The 20,339-nt window shown below is 70.9% G+C and carries 19 protein-coding genes and 1 riboswitch; of the genes, 4 read left to right on the forward strand and 15 right to left on the reverse strand.

The genetic code is table 11. The annotated features are described in order from the left end of the window. Positions 1 to 325: 325 nt before the first annotated feature. Positions 326 to 1,468: a glycosyltransferase family 4 protein gene (locus tag ACZ4VA_RS18860; protein ID WP_388907228.1), complete on the reverse strand. Its 1,143-nt coding sequence runs from the start codon at positions 1,466 to 1,468 to the stop codon at positions 326 to 328. Positions 1,469 to 1,606: 138 nt separating this feature from the next. On the opposite strand from ACZ4VA_RS18860, the gene ACZ4VA_RS18865 reads away from it, so the two are divergent. Then, positions 1,607 to 2,848: a glycosyltransferase family 87 protein gene (locus ACZ4VA_RS18865; protein ID WP_356238813.1), complete on the forward strand. Its 1,242-nt coding sequence runs from the start codon at positions 1,607 to 1,609 to the stop codon at positions 2,846 to 2,848. A 40-nt stretch (positions 2,849 to 2,888) separates the two neighbouring features. Here ACZ4VA_RS18865 and ACZ4VA_RS18870 read toward each other — a convergent pair whose 3' ends face one another. The 5 genes from ACZ4VA_RS18870 to ACZ4VA_RS18890 all read right to left on the reverse strand — a co-directional run bounded on the left by ACZ4VA_RS18870 (position 2,889) and on the right by ACZ4VA_RS18890 (position 8,472). Further along, positions 2,889 to 4,085, reverse strand: coding sequence for a hypothetical protein (locus ACZ4VA_RS18870; protein ID WP_356174810.1), 1,197 nt, complete (start codon positions 4,083 to 4,085; stop codon positions 2,889 to 2,891). An 88-nt stretch (positions 4,086 to 4,173) separates the two neighbouring features. Continuing rightward, a complete protein-coding gene (locus ACZ4VA_RS18875; protein WP_356174807.1) occupies positions 4,174 to 5,187 on the reverse strand; it encodes a C40 family peptidase in 1,014 nt (337 codons plus the stop codon). Between the two features lie 238 nt (positions 5,188 to 5,425). After that, positions 5,426 to 6,460 (reverse strand): C40 family peptidase, encoded by a 1,035-nt coding sequence (locus ACZ4VA_RS18880; protein WP_356174804.1) that lies wholly within the window; start codon positions 6,458 to 6,460, stop codon positions 5,426 to 5,428. A gap of 351 nt (positions 6,461 to 6,811) precedes the next feature. After that, positions 6,812 to 8,161 carry an NYN domain-containing protein gene (locus ACZ4VA_RS18885; RefSeq protein ID WP_355781483.1) on the reverse strand — a complete coding sequence of 450 codons (1,350 nt, stop codon included), beginning with the start codon at positions 8,159 to 8,161 and terminating at the stop codon, positions 6,812 to 6,814. 71 nt (positions 8,162 to 8,232) lie between these two features. After that, positions 8,233 to 8,472 (reverse strand): hypothetical protein, encoded by a 240-nt coding sequence (locus ACZ4VA_RS18890; protein ID WP_355781480.1) that lies wholly within the window; start codon positions 8,470 to 8,472, stop codon positions 8,233 to 8,235. Between the two features lie 154 nt (positions 8,473 to 8,626). Between ACZ4VA_RS18890 and ACZ4VA_RS18895 the strand changes: the two genes are divergently transcribed. Next, on the forward strand, positions 8,627 to 9,358 hold the full coding sequence (locus tag ACZ4VA_RS18895; RefSeq protein ID WP_355781478.1) for a rhomboid family intramembrane serine protease: 732 nt from the start codon (positions 8,627 to 8,629) through the stop codon (positions 9,356 to 9,358). Next, positions 9,355 to 9,636, forward strand: coding sequence for an Lrp/AsnC family transcriptional regulator (locus tag ACZ4VA_RS18900; RefSeq protein ID WP_355781475.1), 282 nt, complete (start codon positions 9,355 to 9,357; stop codon positions 9,634 to 9,636). The genes ACZ4VA_RS18895 and ACZ4VA_RS18900 overlap by 4 nt, the downstream gene beginning before the upstream one ends. Before the next feature lie 56 nt (positions 9,637 to 9,692). Here the strand turns inward: ACZ4VA_RS18900 and ACZ4VA_RS18905 are convergent, their stop codons facing one another. The 6 genes from ACZ4VA_RS18905 to ctaE all read right to left on the reverse strand — a co-directional run bounded on the left by ACZ4VA_RS18905 (position 9,693) and on the right by ctaE (position 16,863). Continuing rightward, on the reverse strand, positions 9,693 to 11,054 hold the full coding sequence (locus ACZ4VA_RS18905) for an aminotransferase class V-fold PLP-dependent enzyme (protein WP_356174799.1): 1,362 nt from the start codon (positions 11,052 to 11,054) through the stop codon (positions 9,693 to 9,695). 190 nt (positions 11,055 to 11,244) lie between these two features. Then, a riboswitch (SAM riboswitch) is annotated at positions 11,245 to 11,361 on the reverse strand. A gap of 85 nt (positions 11,362 to 11,446) precedes the next feature. Beyond that, the gene (gene trpD / locus ACZ4VA_RS18910; RefSeq protein WP_355781469.1) at positions 11,447 to 12,511 is read right to left on the reverse strand and encodes an anthranilate phosphoribosyltransferase; all 1,065 of its coding nucleotides are present in this window, start codon (positions 12,509 to 12,511) and stop codon (positions 11,447 to 11,449) included. A gap of 156 nt (positions 12,512 to 12,667) precedes the next feature. Beyond that, the gene (qcrB, locus tag ACZ4VA_RS18915) at positions 12,668 to 14,302 is read right to left on the reverse strand and encodes a cytochrome bc1 complex cytochrome b subunit (RefSeq protein ID WP_355781466.1); all 1,635 of its coding nucleotides are present in this window, start codon (positions 14,300 to 14,302) and stop codon (positions 12,668 to 12,670) included. Continuing rightward, a complete protein-coding gene (gene qcrA / locus ACZ4VA_RS18920; protein ID WP_355781463.1) occupies positions 14,299 to 15,363 on the reverse strand; it encodes a cytochrome bc1 complex Rieske iron-sulfur subunit in 1,065 nt (354 codons plus the stop codon). Before qcrA ends, qcrB begins: the two co-directional genes overlap by 4 nt. Further along, positions 15,360 to 16,169: a cytochrome bc1 complex diheme cytochrome c subunit gene (qcrC, locus tag ACZ4VA_RS18925; RefSeq protein ID WP_355781460.1), complete on the reverse strand. Its 810-nt coding sequence runs from the start codon at positions 16,167 to 16,169 to the stop codon at positions 15,360 to 15,362. The genes qcrA and qcrC overlap by 4 nt, the downstream gene beginning before the upstream one ends. 73 nt (positions 16,170 to 16,242) lie before the next feature. After that, positions 16,243 to 16,863 (reverse strand): aa3-type cytochrome oxidase subunit III, encoded by a 621-nt coding sequence (gene ctaE / locus ACZ4VA_RS18930; protein WP_355781457.1) that lies wholly within the window; start codon positions 16,861 to 16,863, stop codon positions 16,243 to 16,245. A gap of 187 nt (positions 16,864 to 17,050) precedes the next feature. Here ctaE and ACZ4VA_RS18935 point away from each other — a divergent pair, with 187 nt between their 5' ends. Then, positions 17,051 to 17,452, forward strand: coding sequence for a response regulator (locus ACZ4VA_RS18935; protein ID WP_355781454.1), 402 nt, complete (start codon positions 17,051 to 17,053; stop codon positions 17,450 to 17,452). A gap of 106 nt (positions 17,453 to 17,558) precedes the next feature. Here ACZ4VA_RS18935 and ACZ4VA_RS18940 read toward each other — a convergent pair whose 3' ends face one another. From ACZ4VA_RS18940 to ACZ4VA_RS18950, 3 genes are all read right to left on the reverse strand, one after another. Beyond that, the gene (locus ACZ4VA_RS18940; RefSeq protein ID WP_356174793.1) at positions 17,559 to 18,911 is read right to left on the reverse strand and encodes a L,D-transpeptidase; all 1,353 of its coding nucleotides are present in this window, start codon (positions 18,909 to 18,911) and stop codon (positions 17,559 to 17,561) included. A gap of 130 nt (positions 18,912 to 19,041) precedes the next feature. Then, entirely contained in the window at positions 19,042 to 19,440 is a 399-nt protein-coding gene (locus ACZ4VA_RS18945) for a cytochrome c oxidase subunit 4 (protein WP_355793080.1), read from the reverse strand. Next, the coding region (locus tag ACZ4VA_RS18950) for a cytochrome c oxidase subunit I (RefSeq protein WP_356174790.1) at positions 19,437 to 20,339 on the reverse strand (903 nt) is incomplete at its 5' end. The genes ACZ4VA_RS18950 and ACZ4VA_RS18945, both read right to left, overlap by 4 nt.

Raw genomic sequence — 20,339 nt, forward strand, 5'->3', positions numbered from 1 at the left:
GGGCCTTTTCGGCCTGCTCGCCGTGGGGGCTGGTCGCGCCGTTTCCGCGCCCCTGAACGCCCGCCCGCCGTACGGGGATCGGTTCGTCTGCGGCTTACCCGCCATCGTGGTTGCTCGCGCCGTTCCCCGCGCCCCTAAAAGCCCACCCCGCCGTACGGGGTCCGGATCGTCTGCGGCTTACCCGCCATCGTGGTTGCTCGCGCCGTTCCCCGCGCCCCTGAACGCCCGCCCGCCGTACGGCGATCGGTTCGTCTGCGGCTTGACCGCCGTGGGGGCTGGGTGCGCCGTTCCCCGCGCCCCTAAACGTCCGCCCGGTGTGCGTGGGCTAGAGGAGGGTCTTCAGGTGGGTTGCCAGGAGGTCCCAGCGCCATTTCTCCTCGATCCACGTGCGGCCCCGCTCCCCCATCCGGCGGCGGAGTTCCGCGTCGCCGAGGAGGGTGACGATCCGGTCGGCGGCCTCCTCCGGGGCGCCGCCGCGGACGACCCAGCCGGTCTCGCCGTCGAGCACGGCGTCGGGCGCGCCGCCGGAGTCACCGGCGACCACGGGAAGGCCGGTCGCGGACGCCTCCAGGTACACGATCCCGAGCCCCTCGACGTCGAGACCGCCCCGGCGCGTGCGGCACGGCATGGCGAAGACGTCCCCGGCGCCGTAGTGCGCGGGCAGCTCGGACCAGGGCACCGCGCCGGTGAAGCGGACGGAGCCGGCGACACCGGTGGCGTGGGCGAGCCGGCGCAGTTGCTTCTCGTAGGGTCCGCCGCCGACGACGAGCAGCACCGTCTCCGGCTCGGCCGCCAGGATGCGGGGCATGGCGAGGATCAGGGTGTCCTGGCCCTTGCGCGGCACGAGCCGCGAGACGCAGACCACGACCGGCCGGTCGGTGAGCCCGAGCCGGGCCCTGACCGCGTCGCCTCCCGAGTCGGGGTGGAAGGTCTTCTCGTCGACGCCGGGCGGCAGTTGGACCATGCGGGAGGCGGCCTCGGGCGTCAGCGCGGAGGCGATCCGCGAGCGCGTGTACTCCCCGAGGTAGGTGATCGTGTCCGTGGACTCGCCGATCCGGCGCAGGAGTTGCCGGGCGGCGGGCAGCTGGGCCCAGCCGGCCTCGTGGCCGTGCGTGGTCGCCACGAGCCGCCGGGCGCCGGCCTTGCGCAGCGCCGGCGCCATCAGCCCGAGCGGTGCCGCCGCCCCGAACCAGACCGACGTACAGCCGTGTTCGCGCAGCAGGTCCGCCGCCCGCCGGGTCACCGCGGGCGTCGGCAGCAGCATCGTCGTACGGTCGCGTACGACGGTGAACGGCTGCTCGGCGTCGAAGGCGGCGGTCGCCTCGGCGCCCTCGCGACCGCGCTTCCAGGTGGACGCGTAGACCACGAGCCGCCCGGGCTCCAGCCGCAGCGCCATGTTGTGCAGGAACGCCTGGATGCCGCCGGGGCGGGGCGGGAAGTCGTTGGTCACGATCAGCGTCTTGTCCATCGCGCCCGACCCTACCGAACCCCCCCTCCCGGCCGTACCGACAGCTCCGTACGGCCGTGTTTGACGGCCCTCGCACAGCCCCGCACGCCATCATGACTGCGCGGACGCACGATCCGGACGAACGGGGGCCAGGTGGGCATGACGGGCACGAGGCGGGAGGGATTCCCGTACGCGCCGCTCTTGGTCTGGGCGCTGACCAGGACGGTGCTGCTGCTGTTCGTGTTCCGGGTGTTCGTCTTCCCGGGGCCCGACGTGGCGAGCGACGTGACCGTGATCTACCAGGGCTGGTACGAGGTGCTGCGCACCGGCACCTTCCCGCTCGACGACGTCACCTGGCAGTACCCGCCCGCGGCGGCGCTCCCCGTCCTCTCCCCCGCCCTGCTGCCCTTCCTGGACTACACGTCGGCCTTCTTCGTCCTCGCGCTTCTGGCCGACCTGCTGGTGTTCGCGCTGCTCGGGTACGCGGGGCGGCGTCCCGGGAAGTCCCCGCGCGGGGCATGGGTGTGGGTGGCGGGCGTGGCGCTGCTCGGCCCGACCGTGTACGCCCGCTACGACGTGATGGTGACGGCGGTCGCCGTGGCCGCGCTGCTCGCCGGGGTGCGTCACCCCCGTGCGATGGGGGCGCTGGCGGGGTTCGGCGCGCTGCTGAAGGTGTGGCCGGTGCTGGTGCTGGTGGGGGCGGCGAAGGGCAGCGCGGGGCGGGCCTGGGGCACGGCGGCGGTGACCGTCGGCGGGCTCGGCCTGCTGGCCGGGGTGGCGATGCCCGGCGCGTTCTCCTTCCTCGCCTACCAGCGCAACCGGGGCACGGAGGTGGAGTCGCTGGGTTCCCTGGTCTTCCACGTCGCCCGGCACTTCGGCTGGGAGGGCGAGGTGCTGCTCAACTACGGCTCGGTGGAGTTCCTCGGCCCGCACGTCGGCCTGGTGAGCGGGGCGGCGCTGCTCCTCACCGCCGTCGCGTTCGGCTGGATGCTGCTGTGGCGGCTGTGCGCGAAACGCTTCCTCGCGCACACGCTCGCCGAGGCCGCCTTCGTCGCCGGGCTCATGTTCACGGTGACCAGCCGGGTGATCAGCCCGCAGTACATGGTGTGGCTGGTGGGGCTGGCGGCGGTGTGCCTGTGCTTCCGCGGCACCCGGATGACACGGCCGGCCGCGCTGGTCCTGGCGGCGGCCCTGGTGACCGTCCTGGAGTTCCCGGTCTTCTTCTCGCACGTGGTGGCGAGCGACGCCCTCGGCGTGGCCCTGCTCGTCGCCCGCAACGGCCTCCTCGTGGCCGCCACCCTGCTCGCCGCCCGCGAGCTGTGGCGGGGCACGGTCTCCCAGCCGCCCCCGACGGTCCCCCCGCAGGCCACCCGCAGCAAGGCGTCCCTGGCCTCCTCCTGATGTCGCGCACCGCCACGCGGGGCCCTGCTGATCCCGCGGATCAGCCGAGCTGCGCGCGCAGGTAGTCCCGCCACTGCCCGGTGAACTCCTCCGGCGACGTGTGCAGGACGTCCCGCAGCGCGGCCTCGACGGCGCCGGCGCGCTGCCGGTGCTCGCCGACGGCGCGGTAGAACTCGTTCAGCCGGACCTCGCCCCAGCGGTCGGCGATCAGCCGGCAGGCCAGCCAGCCGCCCTCGTACGCCCGCGCGAGCCGCGCCGCGTCCCCGGTGAAGCCGAAGTCCGCGTCCTCGGGCAGACCGGCGGGCAGCCGCCCGTCCACCACGGCGCGCTCCAGCTCGGGGGCGACCTCGGTGGCGGGCCGCCCGCTGCCCAGGTAGCCCGCCCAGTCGGCGTAGCCCTCCGACAGCCACAGGGGCGTGGCGGCGGTGGTGTGCGCGCGGGTGGCGACGTGGGTGGTCTCGTGGGTGAGCACGACCTGCCTGCCGAGGGCGCCGAGGACGCCGTACGCCTCGGGGTTGACGATGATCCGGTCCGCGGGCGCCCGTGCCGAGGCGCCCGCCTCGCCGGTGGTGACGGCCGCGATCCCCCGGTATCCGGACGCCGCCGCGCCGAGCAGCCCGGCCATGCCGTCCAGGGACTTCGGTACGAGCACGACGACGTGCCCCGACCAGTCCGTGCCCCACGTCCGCGACACCGCGGGCACCGCGCGGTCCGCCAGCCGCGCGTATCCGCGCAGGGTCTCGGCCGACTGCCCGACGCCGAGGACGAGGCTGTGCTCCCCGCGTACGGTGCGCACGGGCCCCTGCTCCCAGAGCTGTTCGGCGGCCTTCCCGGCGGGCCGGTCGGAGACGACGTGCCAGCGGCCTTCGTCGCGGGTCAGGCGCAGGGTGCGGGCGGCGGTGAGCGGCGCCCGGTCGTAGCCCTCGATGCGGTAGCCGAGGTCGGCGTCGGCGGTGGCCGTGTCGCCGGTGCGGTGGAAGCCGGTCAGCCGGTACGACCAGGCGGCCAGCGGCACCTCGCGCAGGTTCCCGAGGGCGGTGGTCCCGGCGGCCTCGGTCCCGGTCGCCCGGTAGGCCGCCGCGTCCCGGTGCAGGACCGCCGCCGCCCGCCGGTCGAGCACGCGCTGGACGGCGTCGGCCGCGGTGTCGCGCGCCGGGCGGCCCGCGCAGCCGACCAGGGACACGAGGAGCAGCACGCAGCTCGCCACCGCCCCCGACACGCGCCCACGACCAGCCACGTTCCTGATCGTACGGGGGCCCGGCCGGGGCGTCCGCCCGCTGTCCGGGAACCCGGCCGGAACCGGACCCCCGCGCCGGGCCGTCCGGTCAGACCCGGGTCACCGAGGACACCGGCATCATGCCCACCGGGTCGTAGCGGACCGGCGCGCCCGGGTAGGGGGCGTGGATCACCTGGCCGTTGCCCATGTACATCGCGATGTGGCTCGCGTCGGACCGGTAGGCGACCAGGTCGCCGGGCTGCGCCTGGGAGAGCGGCACCTGGCGTCCGGCGTACCGCTGGGCCTGCGAGGTGCGCGGCAGCCCGACACCGGCCTGGGCGTACGACCACTGCATCAGGCCCGAACAGTCGAAGCCGCCGGGGCCGTTGGCGCCCCACACGTACGGGCGCCCGAGCGCGGAGCGGGCTGCGGCGACGGCGGCGGCCGCGCGGCCCGAGGCCGGCGCCGCGCCGGGGTCGGGCACGCCCGCGCGTCCGGAGCGGGAGGCCCGGTCGTAGGCGGCGCGCTCGGCGTACGGCAGCGAGTTGAGCAACTCCCTCGCCTTGGCGAGCTTCCGCTCGACCGTCTTCTTGTGCCGGGCGACGGCCGCGCGGCTGCGTTCCAGTTCGGCGAGCTTGTCGCTCGCCTCGTCACGCCGCTGGGCGAGGTCGCGCATGGCCGTCTGGAGTTCCTTGAGTTCGCCCGCCTGGTGCACGCCGATCCGGTCGAGCACGGCGGCCTTGTCGAGGTAGTCGTCCGGGTCGTCGGAGAACAGCAGGGCGAGCGAGGGGTCCATCCCGCCGGAGCGGTACTGGGCTCCGGCCAGCGACCCGAGCGCGTCCCGCATGGTGTTGATGCGCTCCTGCTGGCGGGCGATCTCGTCCTGGGCCGTGGACACCTGCTCGCGCAGGGTGTCAGCCCGCTCGTCGGCCTTGTTGTACGCCTCGGTGGCCTGTTCGGCCTGCTCGTACAGGCGGTCCACCGTGGACCGGGTGTCCTCCTCGGGCTCGGCGAGTGCCGGCACGGCCCCGAGGGCGGCGGCCGCGGCGGACAGGACGCAGACGGCGGCACCGGCCGCGCCCCGGTCGAACCCGGATGGTGCAAGGCGACGATGGGACCCCACGGGTAGCCGCTCTCCCTCCGCTGACGGACCCCCGGTGTTGGGGGAAACGCGCCAGACAGTAGCCGCGCGACTACGCACAGGCCAAAGACCCCGACGGGCACACAACGTGACGCCCCGCCTCAGACGCAGGTCATCGGCGGGGCGCGGGGTCAGCGGGAGCCGCGTCAATTCGCCCGTTTGGGCGGTACGGCGGCGGCCGTGGGAGGGCGGCCCGCCGGGGCGGGCCGCGCGCGGGACGTCAGACGCGGACGCCGAACTGGAAGGGCATGTTGCCGATCGACTCGTAGCGCACGACGGTGCCGGTGCGCGGGGCGTGGAGGACCTGGCCGTTGCCGGCGTAGAGGCCCACGTGGTGCTGGTCGCCGTAGAAGATGACCAGGTCGCCGATCTGCAGGTCGCTCTGGGAGTAGATGCGGGTGCCGGCGTTGGCCTGCGCCTGCGAGGTCCGGGGTATGCCGACACCGGCCTGGGCGTAGGCCCACGAGGTGAGGCCCGAGCAGTCGAAGGAGCTGGGGCCGGTCGCGCCGTAGACGTAGGGCGAGCCGAGCTTGGTCTGCGCGGCGGCGAAGGCCGCTCCGGCCCGGCCGGAGGCGGGCTTGGCGCCGGAGTCGAGGGCGCTGCGCTCGCTGGCGCGGGTGGCGCGTGCCTGCTCCGCGTCGAGCGCCGCCTTCTCCTTGGCCGTCAGGGTGTTGAGGAGCTTCTGCGCCTCGGCGAGCTTGCCCTGGACTTCCTTCTTCTTCTTGCCGAGCTCGGTGCGGGTGTCGGCGAGGTCCTTGAGCTTGGCGGAGGCTTCCTGGCGCTGCTGGGAGAGCGAGCGCTGCTTCTCCTGGATCTTCTTCAGCGCCTCGACCTGCTGGCCGCTCAACTGGTCGAGCGTGGACGCCTTGTCGAGGTAGTCGTCCGGGTCCGAGGAGAGGAAGAGCTGCACGGAGGGGTCGATGCCACCGGAGCGGTACTGGGCGGTGGCCAGCGAACCGAGGCCGTCGCGCAGGTCGTTGAGCTCTTCCTGGCCGCGGGCGACGTTGTCCTGCAGGGTGCCGATCTGCTTCTCGAGCTTGTCCTGCTTCTCCTTGGCCCCGTTGTACTTCTCGGTGGCCTTCTCGGCGTCTTCGTAGAGCTTGTCGACCTTGGACTTGACCTCGTCCTTGCTCGGCTTCTCGCTCGGCGCGGCGTTCGCGGCCTGCGAGCTGAGGGCGACTGCGGCGGCAGCAGCGGTGGTGAGCACGGTCACGCGGGTGCGGCTCGGCTGCTTGGGTCGACGGTGGGACGCCACGAAGGCGAGCTCCTTCTTCCTCCAGCCGCCTGCCGATGCGCCGACGGGCGGTGTCCCTCCACCGTCACTCCCTATGAGTGATCACCCGAGCGGAGGTTCGAGGCCTGACCCTAGTGACCTTCTTGTGATCAGTTCAAATCCTCACAGGAAAAATCTCGGTCACCGACTGCATTCTTTACCGGCAACTCACGTGCAGTGATGCGCGTTTGACGCTACGTTGCGTGAAGGTTTCGCCAATTCGGGCATCAGGCCCAGACGTTACGCATGGTGCGTACGTTTCCTATGGGCCGGTAAGCACGGAAAGGCGCCTCCGCGGTCCCGGCGGCGTAAAGCGGTGTATTCGGTTCCGTCTCAGCCGCGCGAGAAGCGCTTGAGGAGCACCACCGAGGCGACCGGCCGCGCACCCGCCTTGGCGATCCCGTCGGCCACCTCGCGGTCGGTCGACACGACGATGACGGGCCGTCCCACAGGCTCGGCGCGCACCAGCTGGCGGATCAGCTCGTCCGCCGTCACCCCGGGCTTGGAGAACAGCACCCGTACTCCGCGCGGCGGCGCGAGCAGCACCGGCGCGGCCAGCTCGGCCCCGTCGAAGACGCAGGTGACCTCGGCGCCGGTCTGCGCGGCGAGCTGCGAGAGCTGGCCGAGGAGCCGCAGCCGCTGCTTCTCCAGCGGCATCTGCGGATAGCCGGTCTTGGTGACGTTGTAGCCGTCGACGACCAGATGCGCCTGGGGCAGCGCGAGCAACTGGTCGAGGATCGCGGGGTCGTCCTCGGACAGGGCGCGGGCGGCGATGTCCTTCGGCGTCATCCGTCCGGGCTCGACGGCGTCCACGGTCTCGGCGGGACGCTGGGACACCGGGGGCAGGGCGAGTTCGCGCCGCAGCCCCTGGGCCGCGTCCAGCACCGTGTCGAGCAGCAGCCGCACCCGCATGTCCTCGACGCTGCGGCCCTCGCGTGCGGCCCTGCGGGTGGCCTCCAGGGCCGCCTCGGCCTCGCCGAGCCGCGCCTTGAGCCGCCGGCCCTCGCTCTCGGCTGCGGACAGCTGGGCCTGCCCCTCGGCGCGCGCGGTCTCCATCTCGTTCTGGAGCTTACGCAGGGCCGCCTCGCCCCGCTTGACGTCACTGAGGGCGCTTCGCAGCTTGCGGTGAAGCGATTCGGCTTCCTTGCGGGCCGACTCCAACTCCGTCCGCAGCCGTTCGGTCTCGGCCCTGGTCTGGCCGCGGGCCGCCGCGAGTTCCTCGCGCAGCCGCTCCAGCTCGGCGCGGTTCTCCTCGTCGGCGCGCTCGGCGTCCGCCCGCAGGGCCTCCTCGCCCGCGGCGGTCACCAGCTTCACCCAGCCCGCGGGGCGCAACACGTAGGCCGCGGCCGCCACGTCCAGCGGGTCCGCGGCCGGAGGCGGTGAACCCGCGTCCAGGGCGCCGGTGAGCTCCGGCTGGGCCTCTCTCAGCTTCTCGGCGATGCGCTGCCTGAACAGCGGGTCCGTCTCCAGGGCCGCGGCCATGGCGTTGCCCGCGAACTTCGCCCGCCGATTGGGGGCGAAGCGCGCGTACTGCCGCAGCTGCGCGGGCAGTTCGGCCACGGTCAGACCGCCGAAGCCGTCGGAGACGATCTGTACGACCCGGCGCCGCACGCCGTCGGGCAGCGGGCGGTCGAGCACCTCGGCGGTGCCGTCGTCCGGCTCCCCGCCTGTGGTCTCCACCATCCGTCACACCCCAATTTCTCGCGGGGCCCTCCCCCACTCTCGGCTTCGCTCGAGCGGGGGGACCCCCATCGTCAGGAGCCGGCGCCCGGCCTGTCCACCAGTTCCACCTGATCCACCGCGTTGCACCAGCGGCAGCGCACCGAGTCGATGGTCTCACTGACCACCTCGCGCTCCTCGACCTTCGGCTCGCCGGCGAGGTCGAGGTGCACGTACTCGACGACCTTCGAGGAGCGGGTCACGTCGAAACGCGTGAGGTTGCCGCAGAGCATGCAGCGCCACCGCGTCTCGGCGGTCGGCAGGGGAACCGTCATCGTGGCTGTTCGCTTTCCCTCTAGTGTCCGTGATGCGCCAGCTTCCCTGGTGCGTGTGGCTCGTACCCTACGGCCTGGCGGGTCCTCGACGCTCGGCCGTCCACGCGGCGAGGCGGTCTGTGCGCTTCCGCCCGATTACGTCATGCTCTGTCGCATGACCGGTAAGTGGAGCGCGGTGATCGGCCGGAGCGTCCGGGGACAGTCCGCGCCGGTGACGTACGGACTGATCGGTGTGTGCTGCCTGATCTTCGTGATCGGCCCGGCGGCGGGACTGAACCCGGCGTACGGCACCGGGGACGACCTGTTCGCCGCCCAGCAGGCGTACTTCCGCCGCTGGGGCGTGATCCCCGCCGAGCTCCTCGACGGGCGGCCGCGCGCCCTGCTCACTCCCGCGACGGCGCTGTTCATCCACGGCAGCTGGCTCCACCTCCTCGGCAACATGCTCTTCCTCTACGTCTTCGGGGCGATGGCGGAGGAGCGCATGGGCCGCGCCGGGTTCGCCCTCTTCTATCTGGGCTGCGGGTACCTGGCCCTGCTCGGCTACGCGATCGCCAACGCCGAGTCCACACAGACCCTGGTCGGCGCCTCGGGGGCGATCTCCGCGGTCCTCGGAGCGTTCCTGTACCTGTTCCCCGGGGCCCGGGTGACCAGTCTCTTCCCGTTCCTCTTCTTCCTGCCGCTGCGCTTCCCGGCCTGGGTGGTCCTGCCCTTCTGGGCGGTCCTCCAGTGGCTCGCGGCGGGCCGCGACGACCAGGGGCCCGGGGTCGCCTACCTGGCCCACCTGCTGGGCTTCACCGCCGGGTTCCTCTGCGCCTGGGTGCGCTTCGGCCGTGCGACTAGAGTGAAAACCCCAGTGACGGCCCCCGAGGGAGAGAACCAGCCGTGATCACCGCGATCGTGCTCATCAAGACCAGCGTGGACCGGATCCCCGAGATCGCGGAGTCGATCGCGGCCCTCGACAGCGTCAGCGAGGTCTTCTCCGTCACCGGTACCTACGACCTCATCGCCATGGTCCGCGTGCAGGCGCACGACGACCTGGCCGACGTCATCCCGGGCCGCATCAGCAAGATCCCGGGCGTCGAGGGCACCGACACCCACGTCGCGTTCCGCACGTACTCCCAGCACGACCTGGAGGCGGCGTTCGCGATCGGCCTCGACTCCTGACCTGCCGGGACCGTACCGCGCCCGCCGCCTCCGGCCGCTGAGCCGTTTCTACGGCCTCAGACCGCCGGCACGCAACGCCCGTCCTGGGTCCGGTACCGCCACCGGGCGCCGTCCCGCACCAGTTCCCTCACGGCGCGGACGAAGCGCTCCACGTGCTCGTCCGGGGTGCCCGCGCCGAAGCTGACGCGGATCGCGTTCAGGGACTTCTCGCCGGGCGCGGCCTCCGGGGCCCCGCACTCCCCCTGGCTCTGCGGGTCGCTGCCGAGCAGGGTGCGCACCAGCGGGTGGGCGCAGAAGAGGCCGTCGCGCACGCCGATGCCGTACTCCGCGGACAGGGCCGCCGCGAAGTGCGAGCTGTTCCAGCCGTCGACGACGAACGAGATGACGCCGACCCGCGGGGCGTCGTCCCCGAACAGCGACAGGACCCGCACCTCGGGCACCTCGGCGAGGCCCGCGCGGACGGTGTCGATCAGGTGCTGCTCGCGGGCGACCAGGGAGTCGAAGCCGGCCTCGGTGAGCGCCTTGCAGGCCGACGCGATGGAGTAGACGCCGATCACGTTCGGGGAGCCGGCCTCGTGGCGGGCGGCGCTGTCGTGCCACTCGACGTCGACCCCGCCGTCCGCGCGCCGCGAGACCTTGCGGCTGGCGCCGCCCCCCGCGAGGTAGGGCTCGGCCTCGGTCAGCCAGTCGGCGCGGCCCGCGAGGACACCGGAGCCGAAGGGCGCGTACAGCTTGTGCCCGGAGAAGGCGACCCAGTCGACGTCCAGGTCCTTGACCGACACCGGGTGGTGCGGGGCGAGCTGGGCGGCGTCCAGGACGATGCGGGCGCCGTGCGCGTGGGCGGCGGCGGCCAGCTCGCGCACCGGCCACAGCTCGCCGGTGACGTTCGAGGCGCCGGTGACGCACACCAGGGCCGGGCCGTACGGGTCGCGGGCGGCCAGCGCGCGCTCCAGGGTGGCGACGGCCTCGTCCGGGGTGCGCGGGGCGTTCAGGTACGTCACGCGGGCGTCGCGCCAGGGCAGCAGCGAGGCGTGGTGCTCGGTCTCGAAGACGAAGACCTGGCAGTCCGCCGGCAGGGCGGCGGCGAGCAGGTTGAGGGAGTCGGTGGTGGAGCGGGTGAAGACGACCTGGTCGCCGTCCCGGCAGTCGAGGAACTCGGCGACGGTCACGCGGGCGCTCTCGAAGAGGTCGGTGGAGAGCTGGGAGAGGTAGCCGGCGCCCCGGTGCACGCTGCCGTAGTACGGGGCGTACGCGGCGACGTCGTCCCAGACGCGCTGGAGGGCCGGGGCGCTGGCGGCGTAGTCCAGCGCGGCGTAGGTGACCTCGCCGCCGGTGACCAGGGGGACGGTGACATCCCGGCCGAGAACGGGCAGCGGGGCACAAACGGAACGGTCGGCGGCAGCGGTGGGGACAGACATGGCGAACTCCTGTGAGTGGCAGGCGAGATCGCTGTGCGGACAGCCCGCTCGGGGGGCGTCGACGGCACAGGAAGGAGGAGAAAAGGGTGTGCGGAGGCGGGGCTCTACGCCCTACCGCATTCGCTTGCTCACAGAAGGCTCCCTCGAACGACCAGGACCCCTGGCGGTGCTCACTCGGAAGAGTGCGAGGGGTCCGCGCTTGCCGTAGACCTCGCTGCCTACGGCCTGGTCTTCACCCGGGGCACCCCGCCACGGACGGAGGGTTGCCGGACAGCCGGCCGGGGCCTGATGGCTGTCGCTCATGACCTGGTACAGCATCTTGCCAGAAGATCTTCCACGCGCAAGGCGCGGTCCAGAATCCGGACCGCGCCCCGCCTCACCGTGTGTGCGGCTCAGGCGTTGCTGGCCGCGACCCACCGGTCCAGGGTGCGCTTCGCGGCCCCGGAGTCGACGGCCTCCGCGGCCCGTGCCATCCCGGCGCGGATCTGCTCCGCGAGCGGCCCGCTCCCCGGCTCCAGGGCGACCAGGGCCGCCGCCGCGTTCAGCAGCACCGCGTCCCGTACGGGCCCGCTCTCGCCGTTCAGCAGCCGCCGGGCCACGTCCGCGTTGTACGACGCGTCGGCGCCCCGCAGGGCCTCGACCGGGACCAGGTCGATGCCCACGTCACGCGGGTCGAAGGCGTCCTCGTGGACCTTCCCGTCGCGCACGACCCACACCCTGGACGTGGCGGTGGTGGTCAGCTCGTCGAGGCCGTCGTCGCCGCGGAACACCAGCGAGGAGTTGCCGCGTTCGGCGAAGACACCGGCGACGATGGGCGCCATCCGCAGATCGGCCACCCCGACGGCCTGGGCCTTGACCCGGGCCGGGTTGGTCAGCGGCCCCAGGAAGTTGAAGGTCGTGCGGATGCCCAACTGCCCGCGCGCGGCGGCCACATGACGCAGGGCGGGATGGAACTTCACCGCGAAGCAGAAGGTGATCCCGGCCTCCTCGGCCACCTCGGCGACCCGCTTCGGTGTCAGCTGGAGATTGACGCCCAGCTTCTCCAGGACGTCGGAGGCGCCGGACGCGCTCGACGCGGCCCGGTTGCCGTGCTTGACCACCTTGGCGCCCGTGCCGGCCACGACGATCGCCGACATGGTGGAGATGTTGACGGTCTTGGCGCCGTCGCCGCCCGTGCCGACGATGTCGACGGTCTCCCCGGGCACCTCGATCACGTTGGCGTGCTCGTACATCGCGCGGACCAGGCCGGAGATCTCCTCGACCGTCTCTCCCTTGGCCCGCAGCGCCACCGCGAACCCGGCGATCTGCGCGTCCGTGGCCTCACCGCGCATGATGCGGTCCATCGCCCAGGCCGTCTCGTCCGCGCTCTGGTCACGCCCGTCCAGGAGGCCGTTCAGCACCTGGGGCCAGGAACGGCCCGCCGCGATGTCGCCTCCAGCGGGGGTCACAGCACTCATATGCCGCTCCTGGGTCCGTAGACAGATACGAGAAGACCGTGCACGAGGTGTCACGGGCAGGGTCCACCCTATCCACGCCCGGGGACGGCAAAGAGCCCCGTCCATGCAATGGACGGGGCTCCAGCCGTGGCGACCGGTCGGGACCGGGGCGGAGGATCAGTGGTGGCCGTGGCCGCTCGTGATCTCCTTGTACTCGTCGACCGTGGGCTTGGGGATCTGGTTCTCTCCCCCGTAGTACGCGTTGCTGAGCTTCGCGCGCAGCTTCTGCGTGCCCTTGACCTTGCGCTCGACGCCGTTCTCGTCGACCGCGGGGCCGATCTCGGCCGGCTGGTACTGCTCGTGCGCGGTGAGCGTGTGCAGCGCCTCCTGGCTGAGCGGCTCGTGCACCTCGACGAACTCACCGTGCGGCAGACGCTTGATGATGCCCGACTCGCGGCCGTGCAGCACCTTGTCGCGGTCCCGGCGCTGGAGGCCGAGGCAGATCCGCTTGGTCACGATGAACGCGATCACCGGCGCCACGAAGAACGCGATGCGGACGAACCAGGTGATCGAGTTGATCGACATGTGGAAGTGGGTGGCGAAGAGGTCGTTGCCACCACCGATCAGCATGACGACGTACCAGGTGATCCACGCGACGCCCACGGCCGTACGGGTCGGGACGTTGCGCGGGCGGTCCAGGATGTGGTGCTCGCGCTTGTCGCCGGTGACCCAGGACTCGATGAACGGGTAGACCGCGATCACGACCAGCACCAGCGGGAAGATGACCAGCGGGACGAACACACCCAGGACGAGGGTGTGGCCCCACAGGTTGATCTCCCAGCCCGGCATGGTGCGGATCAGGCCCTCGGAGAAGCCCATGTACCAGTCGGGCTGGGCGCCGGTCGACACCTGGTCCGGCCGGTAGGGGCCGAGCGTCCAGATCGGGTTGATCGAGGCGATCGCCGCGATGATCGCGATGACACCGAAGACCAGGAAGAAGAAGCCGCCCGCCTTGGCCATGTAGACCGGCAGCAGGGGCATGCCGACGACGTTCTTCTCCGTCTTGCCCGGGCCCGCCCACTGGGTGTGCTTGTGGTAGAAGACCAGGATCAGGTGCGCCACGACCAGGCCGAGCATGATGCCCGGCAGCAGCAGGACGTGGATCGAGTAGAACCGCGCGACGAAGTCGCCGCCCGGGAACTCGCCGCCGAAGAGGAAGAACGACAGGTACGTGCCGACGATCGGCACGGACAGGATCGCGCCCTCCATGAAGCGGACACCGGTGCCGGAGAGCAGGTCGTCCGGGAGCGAGTAGCCGGTGAATCCGGTGAACATGCCCAGGACGAACAGCAGGAAGCCGAACAGCCAGTTGACCTCACGCGGCTTGCGGAACGCGCCCGTGAAGAACACACGCATCATGTGGACGAACATGCCGGCCAGGAAGACCAGCGCCGACCAGTGGTGGATCTGCCGGATGAGCAGACCGCCGCGCACCTCGAACGAGATGTGCATGGTCGAGTTGAACGCCTCGGACATCAGCTGTCCCTGCAGCGGGACGTAGCTGCCGTGGTACTCCACCTCGTTCATCGACGGGTGGAAGAACAGCGTCAGGTACACACCCGTGAGGATGATGATGATGAAGCTGTAGAGGCAGATCTCGCCCAGCATGAAGGACCAGTGGTCCGGGAAGATCTTGCGCATGTTGGACTTGGCGAGGGAGTAGATCCCCAGCCTGCCGTCCGCCCAGTCCGCCACCCGCTCACCGGCGGGCGCCTTCTCGCGCGAACGCGTCTCGTTGTGTGCAGTGCTCATCCGCGCTCCCAGAAAGCAGGACCGACGGGCTCTTCGAAGTCGCCGAGCGCCTGAAGGTAGCCCTCATCGTTCACACCGATGCGCAGCTGCGGCAGCGGGTGACCGGCCGGGCCGAAGATCACTCGGGCACCGTCGGAGAGGTCGAAGGTGGACTGGTGGCACGGGCACAGGACATGGTGGGTCTGCTGCTCGTACAGGGAGATCGGGCAGCCCACGTGGGTGCAGATCTTCGAGTACGCCACGATGCCCTCGTGCGACCACTCGAGCTCGCGCTTGTCCTTGATGTTGTCCGGCTGGAGCCGGACGATCATCAGGGCCGCCTTGGCGATCTCGGTCTGGAACTCCTCGTCGTGCTCCTCCAGCCCCTCGGGCTTGACGAAGGTGAGCGAACCGACGGCGACGTCAGAGGGACGCAGCGGCTCGTTCGTGTTCATGTTGACGAGCAGCTTGCCCTTGGACCACAGCGTGTGGCGCAGCTTGTCCTCGGGCAGCGGGCCCAGGTCGCGCAGCAGGACGATGCCGGACAGCGGCACCAGGGTCAGTGCCCCGAGCATGGTGTTGCGGATCAGCTTGCGACGGCCGAGCGCGGACTCCTTGGCACCCTGCCGGAAGTCGGCCATGACCTTGGCGCGCACCTCGGGCGGCGCCTCGATCGGGTGACGGTCGTCGGCGATCTCCACGTCGGACATCAGCGTGCGGGCCCAGTGGACCGCGCCCGCGCCGATGGCGAAGAGCGCGACGCCGAGCGTGGTGCCCAGCGCGAAGTTGAGTCCGCTGATGTGCCCGAGCGGCCAGATGAAGACCGACTTGTCGGCCGGGATCGTCACGAACGCGGCGATGAAGCCGATCGTGGCCAGCATCGACAGCGTGAACAGCATGGCGACCACGCGCTCGGAGCGCTTGGCGGCCCGCTCGTCGATGTCCTGGACGCGGTGCTCGTGGGGCGGCAGACCGGGGTCCGCGAACGGGTTCTGCTCGTCCGCGATGCCGACCGCAGCGTTGTGCTCGTCGGTGGCCCGCTCAGCGGGCAGGTTCTCTTCTGGAATGTCTTGGCTACTCATGACTTCTTGGCCTTTGCGGTCCGAGCGGCGACCCAGACGGCGACGGCGATGAGCGCGCCGAGTCCGAAGATCCAGCCGAACAGGCCTTCACTGACCGGCCCGAGGCCGCCCAGGTCCAGGCCGCCGGGGCTCTCGGTGTCGTCTCCGTTGACCGCGTGGAGGTACGCGATGATGTCCTTCTTGTTCTTCTCCGACATCGTGGTGTCGGGGAAGGACGGCATGTTCTGCGGGCCGGTCTGCATGGCCTCGTAGATGTGCTTCGGGTCCACGTCTTCCAGGCTCGGCGCGTACTTGCCCTCGGAGAGCGCACCACCCTTGCCGACGAAGTTGTGGCACTGCGCGCAGTTGGTGCGGAAGAGCTCGCCGCCCTTGGCGATGTCCGCACCCTCGGGGCTGTACTGGTTCTTCGTGGGCACCGCGGGACCGGCACCGAGCGAGGCGATGTACGCCGCGAGCTGGTCGATCTCGGCCTGCGAGTAGATGTTCTTCTTCTTCGGGATCTGAGCACCGGGCTGCTGGGCCGGCATCCGGCCCGTAGCGACCTGGAAGTCGACGGCGGCGGCGCCCACGCCGACCAGCGAGGGACCATCGGTGGTGCCCTCACCGCCGGTGCCGTGGCAGCTGGCGCAGCCCACGGAGTACAGCTTCTTGCCCTCGTCGATGGCGAGGGACTGGGCGGTTTCGTCGGCCTGCGCCTTGCTCGCGGGTGCGAACGCGGCGTACAGCCCCCCGGTGGCCGCCAGCGCGAGGAGTAGGACGACGACCGCCGCCAGCGGATGGCGTCGTCGTGCGGAGAGCTTTTTCACGGATTACCCCGGTGTCAGGATCTTCTGCGTCGATGCTTCGGGAATGGATCGGACCGCCTGTGCGGCGCGCCGACTACTTGATCATGTAGATCGTGGCGAAGAGGCCGATCCAGACGACATCGACGAAGTGCCAGTAGTAGGACACGACAATGGCGGCGGTTGCCTGCTCGTGAGTGAACCTTCGGGCCGCGTAGGTGCGGCCGAGGACCAGCAGGAAGGCGATGAGACCGCCCGTCACGTGCAGGCCGTGGAAGCCGGTGGTCAGGTAGAACACCGAGCCGTACGGGTCGGAGGAGAGCGAGAGCCCGTCCTTCTTGACCAGCTCCGTGTACTCGAAGACCTGACCGCCGATGAAGATCGCACCCATGATGAAGGTGACGATGAACCACATCCGGAGCTTCTTCACGTCCCCGCGCTCGGCCGCGAACACGCCGAGCTGACAGGTCAGGGAGGAGAGCACCAGGATCGTGGTGTTCGTCGCCGAGAACGGGAAGTTCAGGCTTGACGCCATTTCCTTCCAGTGATCCGGCCCGGTCACCGATCGCAGGGTGAAGTACATCGCGAAGAGGGCCGCGAAGAACATCAGCTCGGAACTCAGCCAGATGATGGTTCCGACGCTGGTGAGGTTCGGCCGATTGACCGACGGGTGCGCGTGCCCGGTTTCTACTGTCGTTGCTGTCGCCACGACCGACATTATGTCGGTCGCTTATCCCGCCCTCACCCCGGGGGGTGCCGTTCGGAGTGTCCGGGGGGTGTGTCCAGCCCGTATGGCCCATCGAAGCCCTGTCCGAACCGGTGCTGACGAGGTGTCCGAGGGAGTAGCATCCGCGCAGCGGTTCACACCCGTACGACGCCGACGTCGCCGAAGTCACGGAGGAACAATGCAGCCGACCGCCACGGTGCTGGTCTACAGCGACGACTCCAACACCCGCGAACAGGTGCGGCTCGCGACCGGTCGCAGGCCCGCCGCCGACGTGCCCCAGGTGGAGTTCGTCGAGTGCGCCACGCCCGCCGCCGTGCTGACGGAGCTGGGCAAGGGCGGGATCGACGTCTGCGTGCTGGACGGCGAGGCGGTGCCGATGGGCGGCATGGGTGTGTGCCGGCAGATCAAGGACGAGATCTTCGAGTGCCCGCCGGTCCTCGTGCTGATCGGCCGTCCCCAGGACGCCTGGCTGGCCACCTGGAGCCGTGCCGAGGCCGCGGTGACCCATCCGGTCGACCCGGTGGAGTTCGCCGCCACGCTGGCCTCGCTGCTGCGCCGCAAGGCCCTGCAGGGAACCTGACCGTCCGGCGGGCCGGGCGTGTCGCCCGCCGGCCGTTCCGGGCCTCGCGCGTCCGCGCGCGGGGGCCGTGCTGGTCACGGCCCCGCGCCCCTCGCGGGGCGCGGCGTCAGGCACTCTCCGGACGCAGCCGCGCCCGGTCCGCGGGCCGGGGTCCGTCGGGTGTGCCGCCGAGCAGCGCGCTGCCGGAGCGCCACTTGTCCCAGTCGAGGTTCCAGTCCCCGAACCCGTTTCCGAACGGGTCCATCGTGTCGCCCTCGGAGTTCTCGACCTTCACGATGTCGCCGGGGCGGACGTTCTTGAAGAACCAGGCGGCGTTGGCGGTGCTCATGCCGGTGCAGCCGTGGCTGACGTTGGCCGATCCCTGGGACCCCGTCGACCAGGGCGCCGCGTGCACGTACTCGCCGCTCCAGGTGACTCGGGTCGCGTAGTAGACGGGAAGGTCGTACGAGTCGGCGCTGCCCTCGGAGATCCCGATGCTGGTACCGCGCATCCGTACGAAGTACTCCTTGCCGAGCACTACCTTGACGCCGTTGCGGGTCTCGAAACCGGGCTTGCCGGTGGTGACGGGGATCTCGTTGATCTCCTCATCGTTGCGGTAGACCCGCATCGTGTGCGCGGCGGCGTCGGTCAGGGCCACCACCCGGTCGCCCGTGCTGAGGCTCAGCGGTTTGGCCTCGCCGCCCCACATCCGGTCGCCGATCTTGATGCCGTCGAGGTTGGCGTGCGCCTGGATGGTGGCGTGGGCGGGCCAGTATTCCTTGGGGCGGAAGTGCAGTTGCTTGTCGTCCACCCAGTGCCAGGCGCCCTCGACGGCGGGCGTCGAGTCCACCTTCAGGGCGCGCTCCACGACGGCCCGGGACGCCTTGTCCTTGATGGGGGCGCTGAGTTCGGCGGTGACGGGCTGGCCCACGCCGTACTCGCCGGCCTTCGGCCCGAAGGTGACGTCCAGCCGCTTCTTCGCGGTGGGCCGGCTGGTGTCGAAGGCGAGGACCTTGCGGCCGGGCGCGCCGTCCTCGTTCTCGGTGCTCACCCGGACCGTGTAGTGGGCGTTCGCCGCGAGCGGTGAGGTGCTGTGCCAGCGGGAGCCGTCGGCGGCCAGTTCGCCGGCGACGTACCTGCCGGTCGCGTCCACGGCCGTGACGTCCGTGATGCGGCTCTCGGAGCCCTTGGTGGTGATCTCCAGGGGCTTGTCCGGGTCGGCCTTGCGGCTGCCGCCCGCGGGGCCGCTGAAGGCGACCTGGCCCGCCGCGTCGTACGGCTCGGCCGTGAGCTGCTTGTCGTCCGCGCTGCAGGCGACGGTGCCCGCGCCCAGGGCGGCCACCAGCACGGCGCAGCTTGCGACCGTGCGGACGCGCCGGTGGGGTGTCGAGAGGCCGAGTGCGCGCAGGCCCGAAGGGTCGAGCACGGTCGGCCTCTCGACACCGGCTCTTGCGCCTCGGAAGAACACTGTGTGGTTCATGGCCTCACGCTATGAACCCCGGCGGGCTCCGGCGCGGCGGGTGAGCCGTGCGGGGGACACCGTGTACGGCAAACGAGGGAGCCCGGACCCTCCTGACGGAGTGTCCGGGCTCCCGTGCGCTCGGCGCGTGCTACTGGGTGCGGTTCTCACCGCGGTAGTACTCGAACACCCAGCCCCACAGACCGATGAAGATGATCGGGGCCGAGAAGTAGAGCAGCCACCAGCCGAAGACGACGCCCATGAAGGCGAAGGCGCCACCGATGCCGAGGGCGAGGGGCTGCCAGCTGTGCGGGCTGAAGAAGCCCACCTCGCCGGCCTCGTCCGCGACGTCGGCCTCCTTGTCGTCCTGCGCGAGCTGGTCGACCCGCCGGGCCGTGAAGGCCAGGTAGTAGCCGATCATGATGCTCAGACCGAAGCCGAGGAACAGTGCCGTGGTACCGGCCGGCTCCTTCGACCACACGCCATAGACGATCGCCATGACGAGGATGAAGAGGGCGAGCCAGATGAACATCTTGCCCTGGATCTTCACTTGCCGGCCTCCTTGCCACCCGTGAGGGCGCTGGCACCGTGGCCGCCGTGACCGAGCTGCTCCAGGGCGGCGATCTCCGGGTGGTGCAGGTCGAACGCCGGGGATTCGGAGCGGATCCGCGGCAGGGTGAGGAAGTTGTGGCGCGGCGGCGGGCAGGAGGTCGCCCACTCGAGCGAACGGCCGTAGCCCCACGGGTCGTCGACCTCGATCTTCTTGCCGTACTTGGCGGTCTTCCAGACGTTGTAGAAGAACGGCAGGATCGACAGGCCCAGCAGGAACGAGCAGATCGTCGAGATCGTGTTCAGGGCGGTGAACCCGTCGGCGGCGAGGTAGTCCGCGTACCGGCGCGGCATGCCCTCGGCACCCAGCCAGTGCTGCACCAGGAACGTGCCGTGGAAGCCCACGAACAGCGTCCAGAAGGTGATCTTGCCGAGCCGCTCGTCGAGCATCTTGCCGGTCATCTTCGGCCACCAGTAGTGGAAGCCGGAGAACATCGCGAACACCACGGTGCCGAACACCACGTAGTGGAAGTGCGCCACCACGAAGTACGAGTCCGAGACGTGGAAGTCCATCGGCGGCGAGGCCAGGATGACGCCGGTCAGACCACCGAAGGTGAAGGTGATCAGGAAGCCGGTGGCCCAGAGCATCGGTGTCTCGAAACTCAGTGAGCCCTTCCACATCGTTCCGATCCAGTTGAAGAACTTCACGCCGGTCGGTACGGCGATGAGGAACGTCATGAAGGAGAAGAACGGCAGGAGTACGCCGCCGGTGACGTACATGTGGTGGGCCCACACGGTCACGGAGAGGCCGGCGATGGCGATGGTCGCGCCGATGAGGCCCATGTAGCCGAACATCGGCTTGCGGGAGAACACCGGGATGACCTCGGAGATGATCCCGAA

This window comes from Streptomyces sp. NPDC028308 (genome assembly GCF_055565855.1).